The following is a 14,317-nucleotide window of genomic DNA, read 5'->3' on the forward strand; positions in this document are numbered from 1 at the left end:
GCAGAGATGGCGAGCGGTACGGAGACGGCGGCGGCCCCCGGTTACGAGGAGGCGCGCGACGAGCTGATCGAGGTCGTCCGGCGCCTGGAGGCGGGCGGCACGACCCTGGAGGAGTCGCTGGCGCTGTGGGAGCGCGGCGAGGAGCTGGCGAAGGTCTGCCGGCACTGGCTGGAGGGCGCCCGCGCCCGGCTCGACGCCTCGCTGGCGGCGGAGCGCGCGGAGGAGGAGTCCGAGGACTGACACGGCGTGGGAGGCGGGGATCCGGTCCGGTTAGACTGACACGAGTGAAGCGGATCACTATCCGGATCGGATAGTTGAAATTTCACCAATCTGGGGCGTACTGTCGAGACGTCGCCCGGGATTCCCCGCCGGGCGGTCCCCGTGCAGTCCGGAAGGTACGCAGCATGTCCCTCGTTCTCGACCCCGCCGCCCAGGACCTCCTCTTCCGCGAGGCCCGCACCGCCAACACGTTCACCGACGAGCCGGTGACCGACGAGCAGGTCCAGGCGATCTACGACCTGGTGAAGTACGGCCCCACCGCCTTCAACCAGACCCCGCTGCGCATCACCCTGGTCCGCTCCCCCGAGGCCCGCGAGCGCCTGGTCAAGCACATGGCCGAGGGCAACGCGGCGAAGACCGCCACCGCCCCGCTGGTCGCGATCCTCTCCGCCGACAACGAGTTCCACGAGGAGCTCCCGGCCCTGCTCCCGCACTTCCCGCAGGCCAAGGACATGTTCTTCGCCGAGCGCCCGGTCCGCGAGGGCTCCGCGCTGCTGAACGCCGCCCTCCAGGCCGCGTACTTCATCGTGGGCGTCCGCGCCGCCGGCCTGGCCGCCGGCCCGATGACCGGCCTGGACTTCGCCGGCCTCCAGAAGGAGTTCCTGGACGCCGACCACACCCCGCTGATGGTCGTCAACATCGGCAAGCCGGGCGAGGACGCCTGGTTCCCGCGCTCCCCGCGCCTGGCCTACGACGACGTCATCACGACCGTCTGAGCCCGACCCGCGCAGGACGAAGCCCCCGGTGCCCGGCACCGGGGGCTTCGTCGTGTCCGGGAGGCGCGTGCGCCTCCGGGAGGCGTCAGGTCTGCCGCGAGCGGAGCGCGGCCGCCATCTCGGCGAGCGTCTCGAAGGAGGCCGTGCCGGTGACGACGGTGGTCGCCCCGCCCTCGGTCCGCACCAGCGCGTCGTACTTGGGACCCTCCCAGCGCTGCCACACCTGGCCGGCCACCGTCTGCGTCTTCCCGGTGTCCTTGGCCTCGTGGGTGACCTTGGGCACGAATTTCCTCGGCTCGGACGTCGACTGGTTCACCGAGACGTACTGGGTGTCCGGGGAGAGGAAGCCGAGCTGCCAGGCATCGCCCTGCTCGCGCTTGTACGAGACCACCGTCGCCCTCCAGTCCGCGCCGAGGCCCTCCGGGGCGAGCACCGGATACGGCGCCGCGCGCTGGGCCGTGATCAGCTCGACCCGGTAGTCCTTCGCCTTCACCGGCTCCGCGTCGTCGTCGTGCGGGATGAAGAGATACATGACCCCCGCGGCGACCATGATCACCCCGAGGGACTGGAACATCCCGCGTACCGTCTGCCTGCCTCGCTTAGCTGCCACGCCCCATATGGTCGCATCAAGGTCTCGCGCTCATTCGTGGGCCCCTCTGCTCAATATGTCGACCTGGAGATAGAGTCACAGCACCCTCCTTTTTCCGGCCGTCGTCGTACAGAAAGGTGCGCTCCGATGACCGAGCACCACCTCCCCCCCGAGCTTGAGGTCTCTCCCGAGGCCCCCGACCGCAACCTCGCCCTCGAACTGGTCCGGGTGACCGAGGCCGCCGCCATGGCCGCCGGCCGCTGGGTCGGCCGCGGCGACAAGATCGGCGCGGACGGCGCCGCGGTCAACGCGATGCGGACCCTCATCTCGACCGTCTCGATGAACGGCGTCGTCGTCATCGGCGAAGGCGAGAAGGACGAGGCGCCGATGCTCTTCAACGGCGAGCGGGTCGGCGACGGCACCGGCGCCGAGGTCGACATCGCCGTGGACCCGATCGACGGCACCACCCTGAACGCCAAGGGCATGCCGAACGCCATCGCCGTGCTCGCCGCCGCCGACCGCGGCTCCATGTTCGACCCGTCCGCGGTCTTCTACATGGACAAGCTGGTCACCGGCCCCGAGGCCGCCGACTTCGTCGACATCAACGCGCCCGCCTCGGTCAACATCCGCCGGGTCGCCAAGGCCAAGGGCATGAACGCCGAGGACGTCACCGTGGTCATCCTCGACCGCCCCCGCCACGAGGGCATCGTCAAGGAGATCCGCGAGACCGGCGCCCGGATCAAGTTCATCTCCGACGGCGACGTGGCCGGCTCGATCATGGCCGCCCGCGAGGGCACCGGCGTCGACCTGCTCATGGGCATCGGCGGCACGCCCGAGGGCATCATCTCGGCCTGCGCCATCAAGTGCATGGGCGGTGTCATCCAGGGCAAGCTGTGGCCGAAGGACGAGGCCGAGCGCCAGAAGGCCCTCGACGCGGGCCACGACCTGAACCGGGTCCTCACCACGACCGACCTGGTCGGCGGCGAGAACGTCTTCTTCGTCGCCACCGGCATCACCGACGGCGAGCTGCTGCGCGGCGTGCGCTACCGCTCCGAGACCGCGACGACCCAGTCGCTGGTCATGCGCTCGAAGTCCGGCACGATCCGCCAGATCGACTCCACGCACCGGCTCGCGAAGCTGCGCGCCTACAGCAAGATCGACTTCGACCGGGCCAACTGACGGTCCGACACCGGACCGGCACCGGACGACACCGGTCCGACGACGGCAGCGAAGAGGGGCGCCCCCATGTGCGGTGGGGGCGCCCCTTCCCGTACGGGACCGGGTGCGGCCCGTCAGCCGGCCTGGGCGATCCGCTCGGCCGCGGCCGCCTTGCGCAGCTCCACCTCGCGGCGCCGGCGCCGGGCCAGCACCACGCGCCGCTCGGCGGCGGTGAGCCCGCCCCAGACGCCGTACGGCTCCGGCTGGACCAGCGCGTGCTCACGGCAGTCGACCATCACGGGACAGCGCGCGCAGACCCGTTTCGCGGCCTCCTCGCGGGCGAGCCGGGCGGCTGTCGGCTCCTTGGAGGGGGCGAAGAAGAGTCCTGCCTCGTCCCGGCGGCACACCGCCTCCGCGTGCCAGGGGCCGTCCTCGTCCTGCCGCGCCGGGGCACGCTGGGGCGGCACGGGGGCGACCTGGAGGGGCTGATGCGGCAGTTGCAGCACGGTCTACTCCTGACGACGGCTTCGCGAGCGAGCAGCGATGCACCAGCCCTACCCGCTGTGCGCGCGCCTATGCACCGCGTGCGGCTCGCATCCGGAGTCCGGAGCACCGGTGACGCATTCCGGTCAGCTCATGGCCGATACCCGCTGGGGATCAGTGGCCGAGGTGCTTGCGGACCTTGCTCTGGAGGTCGATGACCCACTTGCCGCGCTTGGGTCTCGCCTCCACGTTCCCGAAGACCGAGTAGCCGTTGACCACGACCAGGGGTGCCTGCGGGTCGACCCCCTCCAGGGTGGTGACCTCGAAGTTCCCGAGGATGCCGGCGCCGGAGCCGCGCAGGCTGATGTTCTCCGGGACGCGGATCTCGACGTTCCCGAAGATCGAGGTGGCGTTGATGGTGGTGAGGGGCTGGGCGAAGATCGCCTCGGTCAGGTCGATCTCCACGTTCCCGAAGATCGCGAAGACGTTGGTGCGGCGGGCGACGCGCCAGCGGCCCTTGCGGGTGGTGCTGGAGAAGACGGCGAGGAGCTGGTCCGCGTTCCCCTCCGCGTCCTCCGGGCCGTACGCGGCCGGGGCGGGGGCGGTGCGGGGGGCGGCCGGGCCGCCGTCCGCGGCCGGCAGGTCCCGCACGATCGGCTCCAGCTCGCCCACGGTCTTCGCCCGGTAGACCGCCTCGACCCGCTCCGCGTGCTCCTCCGCGTCGAGCCGCCCCATCGCCAGCGCCTCCGCCAGGATGTCCGCGACCCGGTCCCGATCGGCGTCGGAGGCCCGCAGGGCGCCCTGCGGGTCGGCGTACGCGGGGGCGACGGGAGGAGTGGGAGCGGCCGGGGGTGCGGGAGGGGTGGGAGCGGTCGGGGGCGCGGGGGCGACGGGGGCCGCGGGAGGGGTCGGGGGTGCGGGGGCTTCCGGGGCGGAGGCGGACAGGCGGTCCGACCCGTCGGCGGGTGCGGGCTGCTGCGCGGGGTCGGGCTGCTTTTCGAAGTCCACGTCTCCACCCTGACACACGCGATAGATCGCGACCAGGGAGGGAATCCCCCATCTCTCCCCTAGGGGACGCGTTGCGTGGGGGGAGGGTTGCGTCGGTGGGGACGGGGGCGGGAGTGGTGGCGGGTTGCGTCGCGGCGGGAATCCGCCGGGGTTCGGGCGCCCTTGCCGCCGTCGCCTCCGCCAAGATCGGTGGATCGGTGGATCGGTACGGGGACGGGCGGGAGGAGTGCGGGGCGTGACGGGAGGTCAGAAACGGTACCGGCGGGGCTCCGACGCGTTCGAGGGGCTCGTTCTGGAACGGCTCGACGAGATCCGGCGGGCGTTGCGGATCGCCGGGGCGGAGCCTGGGCCTGTGCCGGTGCCGGTACCGGCGGCGTCGGACGTGGAGGTCGTCACGGGGGCGGAGGGCATCGCCGAACGGTACGAGGCGCTCCAGCGTTCGGCGCGGCGCGAGATCCTGGCGCTGTCCGCCGGGCCGGTGGTCGCGGTGTCGGCCGCCGACAACTCCGGGCAGCGGGAGGCGATGCGGGCGGGGGTGCGGTATCGGGTGGTGTACGACCGGGACGCGCTCGCGCTCACCGAGGGCGACACGCCGCCGCTGCTGGAGCACTGGGCGTCGCTCGGGGAGGAGATGCGGGTGGCGTTCGGGCTGCCGCTGAAGCTGGTGCTGGTCGACCGGGAGCGGGCGCTCGTCGTCCCGCTCGCGGGCGGGGAGGGTGGCGGCGAGCCGTACGCCACGGTGCTGCGGTCGCGGCCGCTGCTCGACGCGCTCGGCTGGATCTTCGACCGGGTCTGGGACAGTGCGCTGCCGGTGCCGGTGGCGATCGCGGCGGTGGTGGACGGGCCGTTGACGGCGGAGGATCGGCGGTTGCTGACGCTGCTGCTGAACGGGTACACGGATCAGGCGATCGGGTCCCAACTGGGGGTTTCGGAGCGGACGGTGCAGCGGAGGGTGCGGCGGTTGTTGGCGCTGGCGGGTGCGCGGAGCCGCCTCCAGTTGGGCTGGCACGCCGCCCACCACCACTGGCTCTGACCCCCACCCGCGACGGCCCGCACCGCGCCACGCGGGGCGCGTCCCACCCCCCTGGGCCCCGCCCCGTGCGGCCCTCGCACCCGCGTGCGGGCCTCGCGCCCACGCCCGTACGGGCCTCGCGCCCGCGCCTGTTCGGGCTGCGCCCCGGGGTGCTCCGCCCGCGCCCGTACGGGCCTTCCGCCCGAGCCTGTTCGGGCCTCCGCCCCCGCCCGTGCGGGCTGCGCCCGCTTCGTCCCGCCACCACGCGTGCGTTCCACCCGCGCCCGCGCGGGCTGCACCCGCTTCGCCCCGCCACCACGCGGGCCTTCCGCCCCCGCCCGTACGGGCTGCGCCCCCTCGTCCGCCCCCCACCACCGTGTGGGCAGGCGTTCCGCAAGGCGGAACGGGTGGGCACACCCACGGTGCGGCCGCACATGTGCGGGGCGTTCAGGCACGGGAACCTAGGCCCGGTGAAGGGCGCCGTTCCGTTGTGCCCACCCGTTCCGCCCCAGCGGAACGATTGCCCACAACGGGGTGCGGGGGGCGTCGGCCCCAGCGGAACGGTGGGGCGCAGCCCGTGGCGGGGGTGGGCGTCGGCCCGGCGGGGCGCAGCGGAGCGGGGGCGCCAGCCCAGCGGGGCGATTGCCCGCAACGAAACGGCGGGTGCCGGGGGGTGTCGGGTTTACGTCAGGGCGGTAAGGCGACAGGGGGGAAGGGGGTGTGGGGGGCGGGGGGCGTGGCAGCGTGTGCGCCGTTCGTAACTCTGGATGCCGGAAGGACACATCCATGTCCCGTCGCAGATCCACCGCGATATCCACCGCCCTCGCCCTCGCCGCCGCCTCCCTCGCCCTCACCGTGGGCCCCGCCTCGGCCGACGCCGACCCGACCCCGGTCGACAAGCTGGGCTCGCACGACCGGGCGCTGCTCGCGCAGTACGAGCGGCAGCACGCCACCGCGCGGAGCGAGCGGAGCGGGCGTACCGCACCCGACTTCGCGACGCTGCTCGTCGCCACCGCCGACGGGCGGACCGCCGAGGCGGAGGCGGCGCTCGCCGGGCTGGGCGTCGAGGCGTCGCGTACCGACGCCTCCGTCGGCTACCTCAAGGCCAACGTGCCGTTCGCGCTCGTCGAGACGGTCGCCGCCCTCGACTCCGTCGTCGCGGTGGACCTCGACGAGCTGTTGAAGGTCGAGGAGACCAGGGCGGACGGGGGCGCCGAGGGGCCGAAGGCCGGCGGTGAGCTGCCGGCCGCGCCGTCCTCCCGGACGCCTGACTCCAATCCGTACATGCCGACGCGTGAGACCGGTTCGACGGACTTCAAGCGCTCCCACCCGACCTACGACGGGCGCGGGGTCACGATCGGCATCATGGACACCGGGGTCGACCCGACCCACCCGGCGCTCGCGAAGACGACGACGGGCGAGGACAAGCTGGTCGAGTCGGTCACCGGCAGCGACCCGAACAACTTCATCGACCTGCTCTTCGACTCCAGCTGGTTCCTGCTGAACCGGACCACCACCGGCCCGGTCGTCACGGACAGCAGCGGCAACACCTGGACCGCCCCCGCGAGCCCCGGCCTGCGCGTCACGTACAAGGCGACCGCCATGCCCGGCGGCACCACGAAGAAGCTCGGCGTGCTCTACCGCGACTCCGACGACGCGGTCTGGGTCGACACCGACGGCGACTTCGACTTCACCGACGAGGAGTCGCTGCGCCGCTTCGGCGAGCGGCGCCAGATCGCGTACCTGGGGACGGACGACCCCGCCACCGCGCTCAACGAGCGGATCCCGTTCACCGTCCAGACGAAGCGCGTCACCGCGACGACCGTCGGCGTGAACGTCAACATCATCACCGAGGCCCACGGCACCCACGTCGCCGGCATCACCGCCGCGAACGGGATGTACGGCGGCGCGATGGACGGCCAGGCGCCCGGCGCCAAGCTCGTCTCCATGAAGGCGTGCCACGACTTCGGCTGCTCCTCGGCCGCGCTCACCGACGGCATGATCGACCTCGTCACGAAGTACGGCGTGGACGTGGTCAACATGTCGATCGGCGCGAGCCCCGAGTTCAACGACGGGCAGAGCGCCCGCGCGCTCGTCTACAACCGCCTGATCGACAGCAGCGGCGTCCAGCTCTTCATCTCCGCCGGCAACTCCGGCGCCGGCACCAACACGCTCGGCGACCCGACCGGCGGCGACAAGGTCGTCAGCGTCGGCGCCGCCGTCTCGGACGACACCTGGTGGGCGAACTACGGCTCGCGGACGAAGGACTCCCGCGCCATCTTCCCCTTCTCCTCGCGCGGCCCGCGTGAGGACGGCGGTTTCAAGCCGGACATCACCGCGCCCGGCGCGGCCGTCTCCACCACCCCGGACTGGATCGCGCCCGCCTCGGTCCCCGAGACCGGCTACCAGCTGCCGCCGGGCTACTCGATGATGAACGGCACCTCGATGTCCTCGCCGCAGGCCGCCGGCGCCGGTGCCCTGCTGCTCTCCGCCGCCCGCCAGGCCGGGGTCTCCGCCACCCCCGCCGAGCTGCGCTCCGCGATCTACACGAGCGCCCGCTGGAACGGCAGGGCCGACGCCATCGCGCAGGGCCGCGGCCAGTTCGACGTCCCGAAGGCGTGGTCCGTCCTCGGGAAGGGCAAGGCGGCCACGGCGGACGCGCTGACCGTCTCCGCCCCCGTCTGCACCCCGCTCTCCGGCCGGCTCGTCACCCCGCACCGCGGCAGCGGCCTGTTCAACAGCTGCGCCCCCGGCGCCGGCGGCCAGGCGGTCGGCGAGCGGCGGACGTACGAGCTGACGGTGACCCGCACCACCGGCTCCGACCGGCCCGTACGGTACGAGCTCGGGCTCAAGGGCGACGACGACAGCTTCTCCGTGCCGTCCTCGGTGGTCCTCGCCAAGGGCGTCCCGACGACGGTGAAGGTCACCGCGCGGACGGGCGTCCAGGGCGTCCACTCCGCCGTCCTCGTCCTCGACGACGAGGACACCCGCGCCGTCGAGCACCACGTGATGCTCGCGGTCGAGGCGGCGGTCCCGCTGGTGATCGGCGGCACCCCGCTGACCGTCACCGGCGTCACGCACCGCAACGACACCGTCCACTACACCGTGGCCGTGCCCGCCGGGGCGAAGGCGCTGACCGTCTCCATGGACGGTCTGGACGAGGGCAGCCAGACCCGCTGGTGGGCCTTCCGGCCGACCGGCGTCTCGGGTGAGAAGTCCGGTGCCGGCACGATCTACTGCTACAACGGCTACCTCGACGGCTACGGCTGCGACCCGAGGACGCGGACGTACGCCGACCCCGCCGCGGGCGTCTGGGAGCTGGTCGTGGAGGCCCGCCGCACGAGCCCGCTCTGGTCGAACCCGTACACGCTGACGGCGGCCGTCTCGTAGCGGAACACTCCACAACGGCGCGGTGCCGGTCCCTGGTGAGCCTTACCTCACAGGATCGGGGCCGCGCCCTCGTTCTACGCTGGAGGGCGCGCCCGCCAATGGAGGCGGCGCGCTGCTGTCTGCCGAGTGAGGAATGGCTGCCGTCATGCCAGAGTTTGCGTACTCCGATCTGCTCCCCCTGGGAGAGGACACCACGCCCTACCGCCTGGTGACCGCCGAGGGCGTCTCCACCTTCGAGGCCGACGGCCGTACGTTCCTCAAGGTGGAGCCGGAGGCGCTGCGCAAGCTGGCCGCCGAGGCCATCCACGACATCCAGCACTACCTGCGCCCGGCCCACCTGGCCCAGCTGCGGAAGATCGTCGACGACCCGGAGGCGTCGGGCAACGACAAGTTCGTCGCGCTCGACCTGCTGAAGAACGCGAACATCGCCGCGGCGGGTGTGCTCCCGATGTGCCAGGACACCGGCACCGCGATCGTCATGGGCAAGCGCGGGCAGAACGTGCTCACGTCCGGCCGTGACGAGGAGGCCCTGTCGAAGGGCGTCTACGACGCGTACACCAAGCTGAACCTCCGCTACTCGCAGATGGCCCCGGTCACCATGTGGGAGGAGAAGAACACCGGCTCGAACCTGCCCGCGCAGATCGAGCTGTACGCGACCGACGGCGGCGCGTACAAGTTCCTCTTCATGGCCAAGGGCGGCGGCTCGGCGAACAAGTCCTTCCTCTACCAGGAGACGAAGGCCGTCCTCAACGAGGCGAGCATGATGAAGTTCCTGGAGGAGAAGATCCGCTCGCTCGGCACGGCCGCCTGCCCGCCGTACCACCTGGCGATCGTGGTCGGCGGCACCTCCGCCGAGTTCGCGCTCAAGACCGCGAAGTACGCCTCCGCGCACTACCTGGACGAGCTGCCCACCGAGGGCGACGCCGCCACCGGCCACGGCTTCCGGGACAAGGAGCTGGAGGAGAAGGTCTTCGAGCTGACGCAGAAGATCGGCATCGGCGCGCAGTTCGGCGGCAAGTACTTCTGCCACGACGTGCGCGTGGTCCGCCTGCCGCGCCACGGCGCCTCGCTGCCCGTCGCGATCGCCGTGTCCTGCTCGGCCGACCGCCAGGCCGTCGCGAAGATCACCGCCGAGGGCGTCTTCCTTGAGCAGCTGGAGACGGACCCGGCGCGCTTCCTGCCGGAGACCGAGGACACCCACCTGGACGCGGGCGACGTCGTGCGGATCGACCTCAGCCGGCCGATGGACGAGGTCCTGGCCGAGCTGACCAAGTACCCGGTCAAGACCCGCCTCTCCCTCACCGGCCCGCTGGTCGTGGCGCGCGACATCGCGCACGCCAAGATCAAGGCGCGGCTCGACGCCGGCGAGGACATGCCGCAGTACATGAAGGACCACCCGGTCTACTACGCGGGCCCGGCGAAGACCCCCGAGGGGTACGCCTCCGGTTCCTTCGGCCCGACGACGGCCGGCCGGATGGACTCGTACGTGGAGCAGTTCCAGGCGGCGGGCGGCTCGATGGTGATGCTCGCCAAGGGCAACCGCTCGCAGCAGGTCACCGACGCGTGCGGCACGCACGGCGGCTTCTACCTCGGCTCCATCGGCGGCCCGGCCGCCCGCCTCGCCCAGGACTGCATCAAGAAGATCGAGGTCCTGGACAACGAGGAGGACGGCATGGAGGCCGTCTGGAAGATCGAGGTCGAGGACTTCCCCGCGTTCGTCGTCGTCGACGACAAGGGCAACGACTTCTTCCAGAACCCCGCGCCGGAGCCGACGTTCACGCACATCCCGGTGCGCCAGGGCTCCCAGCTCGCGTAACCCGCGGTAGTACCTGACGCCGCCCCCGGTCCCCCGCGGACCGGGGGCGGCGTCGTTCCCGGTCGGCACCTCCCGCACGGAAAGTCGCTACCGACCGGTAGTCAGCCGGACACTTACTGGTCAGTATGGGTCGCGAGCATGTCAACCACTGAGACGGTCGACCACTCGGGAGCCCCCCATGCCCAAGCCCCTCCTGCCCAAGCCCCCCAAGCCCTCCGCCAGGACCGCGGCCACCGCCACCGGCCTCCTCGGCCTCACCGCCCTGCTCGTCGCCGGGCCCGCGCCCGCCGCCTCCGCGGCCGACCCGGACACCCACCTCGCCTCGGCCGCCGCGATCGAGGGCGTCGACTACCCGACCTGGCGCCGTGACGTGGCCGCCGTGGTCGCCCAGGCCCGCCCGTACATCGAGGAGCGCGCCGAGGACGCCGGCACCGAGAAGCAGGCGATCGTCCTCGACATCGACAACAGCTCCCTGGAGACGGACTTCCACCCGTTCTGGGAGCTGCCCACCCCGGCCATCCCCGAGATCCACGCGCTGGTCCGGGACGCGCACGCGCGCGGCGTGAAGGTCTTCTTCGTGACCGCCCGCCCCGGGATCATCCACTCCCTCACCGAGTGGAACCTGAAGAAGGTCGGCTACCCGGTGGACGGGCTGTACGTGCGCTCGCTGCCCGACCTGTTCGCCGAGGTGAGCGCGTACAAGACGGAGAAGCGCGCCGAGATCGAGGCCAAGGGCTACACGATCATCGCGAACATCGGGAACAACACGACCGACGTCGTCGGCGGTCACGCCGAGCGCGCCTTCAAGCTGCCGGACTACGGCAAGCTGTCCTGACCGCCCGCCCGCCCGGTCAGCGGGTGAGGTGGAACTCCAGCTTCGCGTACTCCCCGTCGGGGGTGGAGCGGATCCAGCCGCGGACGTCCTTGAAGTCGCCGGTGCCGCCGGTGACCGCGATGTCGAAGGCGGCCGGGGTGTCGTCGGCGGGGTCCGCGGAGAACAGCGTCTGCGCGGCGATCTGGCCGCCAGGGCCGCCGTTCAGGACGAAGGTGCCGACGCATTGCAGGTCGGCCGGGTTGCCGGCGCGCACCACGGTGCAGCTGACGCCGTCCCGGCCGGCCGCCTCGCCGCCCTTGGTGCGGAAGAGGTCGTCGGCGAAGGCGAAGGAGTCGCCGACCTCGGGCGCCTGTCCGGTCTCCTCGCCGCCCTCGTCGCTGGGGATCTCCTTGGCGTAGAGGGTGAACTCGAACCCGTCGGCGGCGGGCGCGGCGGCCACCGGAGCGGCGGCGCTGAAGGCGACGGCCGCGAGGGTCGCGGCGCCGAGGGCGCCGATCCTCCTGAAGGTGCGGGTCATGGACTGCCTCCCTGGCGGGGTACGGGACCTCCCCCCTTCGGGCCGTCCTCATATTGTGGGGCCGCCGTCCGGGTGACGCACTCCGGTCAGGGATGATGAGGCCATGCCAGGTAGAGCCCCCTTTCTCGGTACCGCCCTGCTCGCGGCCGCCCTGCTGACCGCCTGCGGTACGACTCCGACGCCGGACGACACCCCGAGGTCCGCGGCCCCGAAGACGACGAAGGCGACGAAGGCGACGGAGACGACGAAGGCCCCTGAGGCCGCGCAGACCCTCGGCGGGCCCGGCTCCGCGTGCGTCCTGCCCGTCTCGTTCTCCCTCACCGAGGGCTGGGAGCCGGAGAAGGTCGACCCGCCCGCCGACCCCGACTTCGCCGCGCTGGTGAAGCAGGGCCCGGCCACGATCGTGTGCGAGGCGGAGGCGGAGGGGACCCCGTACGTCGGCTTCCTGCGGGTGTGGACCGCGCCGAAGGGCCCGGCGCGGACGACCCTGGCGGCCTTCGTGAAGGCCGACAAGATCAAGGGACTCGCCCTGACGGACCTCAAGGTGGGCGGCCGACCCGCCGTGGAGGCCCGCTACTCCGTCTACGGCGAGCTCATGGAGGAATGGCGGGACGGGCGGTCCTTCGCGGTGCAGACCGCCCGGGGCGTGGTCGTCGTCGAGCTCGGCGGCCTCGACGCCGGGGAGGACGACATGGTCGCCGCGTACGAACGGGCGAAGTCGACGCTCAAGGTGACGTGAAGAGGGTGGCTTGCAAGGGTCTCGTGACAGGGCCGTGGCCCCCCGCCCCGCACCGGACGGAGGGCCACGGCGTTCTCGGTCCCGCCGCGGCTACGCGAACCTCTGGTTCGCCGAGCCGTTGCAGGTCTGGAGCCGTACGGGCTCCTTCGCCGCCCCCTGCGTGAGGCAGAGGCCGGTCGCGGCCGCGGGCCGGAGGGTGGCTCCGTCGCGGACGAACTTCTGGTTGGCGGCGCCGCCGCAGTTCCAGATGATGAGCGCCTTGCCGGCCTGGTAGGCGGCGCCGGGCACGTCCAGGCAGCGGTCCTGGGTGAGTTCGGTGTGGAGGGTCTGGCGGGCGGAGTCGTACCACCAGCCCTGGTTGCGGCCGCCGTGGCAGTCCCAGCCGAGGACGCCGGTGCCGTTGGAGGACGCCGAGGCGTTCACGTCGAGGCAGTTGCCGGTCGCCTCGTTCCGCAGCGGCTTGTAGACGTCGTCCCAGGCGACCGGGAAGAGCGTGGGCGTGCCGGAGGAGTTGACGTCGGCGCAGCTCGCCTCGCGCAGGCCCGAGGCGTAGAGCTGGGTCAGACAGGAGGCGAAGGCGGCGTGGCCGCTCTTGTTCGGGTGGAAGGACTGGCGGGTCGAGTTCTCGTCGATGCCGCCGGGCTTGGAGAGGTCGATGTAGAGACCCCGGGCCCAGGTGTCCTCCATGCAGACCTCGTGGCCGTGGAAGAGGCGGGAGTTGTCGAGGTAGACGGCGCCGGTGGAGGCGGCGACCTTCCGCATGCCGCGCTCGAAGGCGGGGACGGCGGTGTTGCGGCCCCAGACGGTGTCGGAGTCGTACCCCATGCCGCCGCAGGCCAGCTTGCCGGGGAAGTCGGGGTTGTCGCGGAAGTCGGGGCCGATGGGGCTGGGGTAGCCCATGACGACGAGCTTGTAGTCGCCGTCGGCGTACCCGGCGTCGCGCATGACGGTCTTCAGGTCGCGGACGGTCTGCTCGACCTTGGGGACGAGGGCGTCGACGCGGGCCTGCCAGCCGGGGGCGTACTTGGGCTCGCAGGTGCCCTGGCTGAGCACGAACCGGGTGACGCAGTCGGTCATGACGGGGCCGAACTGGAGGTCGTCGTTGGCCCCGGCGACCAGCAGCACCATCTTGATGCGGGTGTTGCGGGCCTTGATGGCGAGGTTGTCGCTCTGGACCAGCTCGTCCGCGTACTGCTTGCTGCCGCCGATCTTGATGTTGCCGGTGTAGCCGCCGGAGCAGGACACGTTGAAGGTGAGGTCGGCGGCGATCCCGGTGCGGTGGATGGCGGCGTCGGGCGAGCGGTGGCACCAGTTGGTGGGGCCGTTGGTGGGAGGCTCGTAACTGCCGATGCCCTCGCCGGAGATCTCGCTGTCGCCGAGCGAGATCAGGCCGGTCTTCCGCTGGCCGAGGGGGCGTTCCTCGGGGCTGCCGTAGATCTTCGTGGCCTCGGCGGCCCGGATGGTCTCCAGCGCGGGCGGCAGGGGTACGGAGGCGACGGCGGCCTTCGTACCGGTCTCGGCCGCTCCGGCGGGGGCGGCGGTGAGGGAGCCGAGTGCGGCGGCGGCGGCCGCGACGGCAGCGATGGGCCACCGGAGTCTGTACCTGGTGCGCTTCATTGCGCCTCCTGGAAGTGGGGTTACCCACGGTTTTTACTGGCCGGTACACGCCTTGGGAATACATCGAACAAGACAAGTGCTCATCTTTTTGAGGACGTTGAGGCGGCCGAGCACGTCCGGCGAGCACGTCAGCGAGCACGTTCAGGAGGACGAGGGAC

General features: G+C 72.1%; 13 protein-coding genes. 8 read left to right on the top strand and 5 right to left on the bottom strand.

Translation table 11 applies throughout. The features are described 5' to 3' along the window. Positions 1-6 precede the first annotated feature (6 nt). Positions 7-240 (top strand): exodeoxyribonuclease VII small subunit, encoded by a 234-nt coding sequence (locus ACFXMG_RS34075; protein ID WP_383821684.1) that lies wholly within the window; start codon positions 7-9, stop codon positions 238-240. 164 nt (positions 241-404) lie between these two features. Continuing rightward, on the top strand, positions 405-995 hold the full coding sequence (locus ACFXMG_RS34080; protein WP_383821630.1) for a malonic semialdehyde reductase: 591 nt from the start codon (positions 405-407) through the stop codon (positions 993-995). An 85-nt stretch (positions 996-1,080) separates the two neighbouring features. On the opposite strand, the gene ACFXMG_RS34085 is transcribed toward ACFXMG_RS34080, so the two are convergent. Next, a complete protein-coding gene (locus ACFXMG_RS34085) occupies positions 1,081-1,605 on the bottom strand; it encodes a DUF4245 domain-containing protein (protein WP_383821633.1) in 525 nt (174 codons plus the stop codon). A 126-nt stretch (positions 1,606-1,731) separates the two neighbouring features. On the opposite strand from ACFXMG_RS34085, the gene glpX reads away from it, so the two are divergent. Continuing rightward, positions 1,732-2,763, top strand: coding sequence for a class II fructose-bisphosphatase (gene glpX, locus ACFXMG_RS34090; protein ID WP_383821636.1), 1,032 nt, complete (start codon positions 1,732-1,734; stop codon positions 2,761-2,763). Between the two features lie 113 nt (positions 2,764-2,876). On the opposite strand, the gene ACFXMG_RS34095 is transcribed toward glpX, so the two are convergent. After that, positions 2,877-3,248: a WhiB family transcriptional regulator gene (locus tag ACFXMG_RS34095; protein WP_383821639.1), complete on the bottom strand. Its 372-nt coding sequence runs from the start codon at positions 3,246-3,248 to the stop codon at positions 2,877-2,879. Positions 3,249-3,399: 151 nt separating this feature from the next. Further along, a complete protein-coding gene (locus tag ACFXMG_RS34100; protein WP_383821642.1) occupies positions 3,400-4,233 on the bottom strand; it encodes a DUF1707 domain-containing protein in 834 nt (277 codons plus the stop codon). A 235-nt stretch (positions 4,234-4,468) separates the two neighbouring features. Between ACFXMG_RS34100 and ACFXMG_RS34105 the strand changes: the two genes are divergently transcribed. From ACFXMG_RS34105 to ACFXMG_RS34120, 4 genes are all read left to right on the top strand, one after another. Then, the gene (locus ACFXMG_RS34105; protein WP_383821645.1) at positions 4,469-5,266 is read left to right on the top strand and encodes a LuxR C-terminal-related transcriptional regulator; all 798 of its coding nucleotides are present in this window, start codon (positions 4,469-4,471) and stop codon (positions 5,264-5,266) included. 765 nt (positions 5,267-6,031) lie between these two features. After that, a complete protein-coding gene (locus ACFXMG_RS34110; RefSeq protein ID WP_383821648.1) occupies positions 6,032-8,635 on the top strand; it encodes a S8 family serine peptidase in 2,604 nt (867 codons plus the stop codon). A 145-nt stretch (positions 8,636-8,780) separates the two neighbouring features. Next, entirely contained in the window at positions 8,781-10,451 is a 1,671-nt protein-coding gene (locus ACFXMG_RS34115; RefSeq protein WP_383821651.1) for a fumarate hydratase, read from the top strand. Positions 10,452-10,629: 178 nt separating this feature from the next. Continuing rightward, complete coding sequence (locus ACFXMG_RS34120; protein ID WP_383821653.1) at positions 10,630-11,286, top strand: HAD family acid phosphatase; 657 nt, start codon at positions 10,630-10,632, stop codon at positions 11,284-11,286. A gap of 16 nt (positions 11,287-11,302) precedes the next feature. Here ACFXMG_RS34120 and ACFXMG_RS34125 read toward each other — a convergent pair whose 3' ends face one another. Beyond that, positions 11,303-11,803 (bottom strand): hypothetical protein, encoded by a 501-nt coding sequence (locus ACFXMG_RS34125; protein WP_383821656.1) that lies wholly within the window; start codon positions 11,801-11,803, stop codon positions 11,303-11,305. Between the two features lie 103 nt (positions 11,804-11,906). Between ACFXMG_RS34125 and ACFXMG_RS34130 the strand changes: the two genes are divergently transcribed. After that, the gene (locus ACFXMG_RS34130) at positions 11,907-12,542 is read left to right on the top strand and encodes a lipoprotein (RefSeq protein WP_383821659.1); all 636 of its coding nucleotides are present in this window, start codon (positions 11,907-11,909) and stop codon (positions 12,540-12,542) included. A gap of 90 nt (positions 12,543-12,632) precedes the next feature. On the opposite strand, the gene ACFXMG_RS34135 is transcribed toward ACFXMG_RS34130, so the two are convergent. After that, entirely contained in the window at positions 12,633-14,159 is a 1,527-nt protein-coding gene (locus ACFXMG_RS34135) for a ricin-type beta-trefoil lectin domain protein (protein ID WP_383821662.1), read from the bottom strand. Between the last annotated feature and the right edge of the window lie 158 nt (positions 14,160-14,317).

The sequence above is a fragment of the Streptomyces sp. NPDC059201 genome (genome assembly GCF_042754585.1).
Lineage (GTDB): Bacteria > Actinomycetota > Actinomycetes > Streptomycetales > Streptomycetaceae > Streptomyces.

Excerpts from the sequence above, each read along its gene's own strand:
- ACFXMG_RS34075 (WP_383821684.1), top strand. The coding sequence starts at position 7 with ATGGCGAGCGGTACGGAGACGGCGGCGGCCCCCGGTTACGAGGAGGCG.
- ACFXMG_RS34080 (WP_383821630.1), top strand. The coding sequence starts at position 405 with ATGTCCCTCGTTCTCGACCCCGCCGCCCAGGACCTCCTCTTCCGCGAG.
- glpX (WP_383821636.1), top strand. The coding sequence starts at position 1,732 with ATGACCGAGCACCACCTCCCCCCCGAGCTTGAGGTCTCTCCCGAGGCC.
- ACFXMG_RS34110 (WP_383821648.1), top strand. The coding sequence starts at position 6,032 with ATGTCCCGTCGCAGATCCACCGCGATATCCACCGCCCTCGCCCTCGCC.
- ACFXMG_RS34115 (WP_383821651.1), top strand. The coding sequence starts at position 8,781 with ATGCCAGAGTTTGCGTACTCCGATCTGCTCCCCCTGGGAGAGGACACC.
- ACFXMG_RS34120 (WP_383821653.1), top strand. The coding sequence starts at position 10,630 with ATGCCCAAGCCCCTCCTGCCCAAGCCCCCCAAGCCCTCCGCCAGGACC.
- ACFXMG_RS34125 (WP_383821656.1), bottom strand. The coding sequence starts at position 11,803 with ATGACCCGCACCTTCAGGAGGATCGGCGCCCTCGGCGCCGCGACCCTC.
- ACFXMG_RS34130 (WP_383821659.1), top strand. The coding sequence starts at position 11,907 with ATGCCAGGTAGAGCCCCCTTTCTCGGTACCGCCCTGCTCGCGGCCGCC.
- ACFXMG_RS34135 (WP_383821662.1), bottom strand. The coding sequence starts at position 14,159 with ATGAAGCGCACCAGGTACAGACTCCGGTGGCCCATCGCTGCCGTCGCG.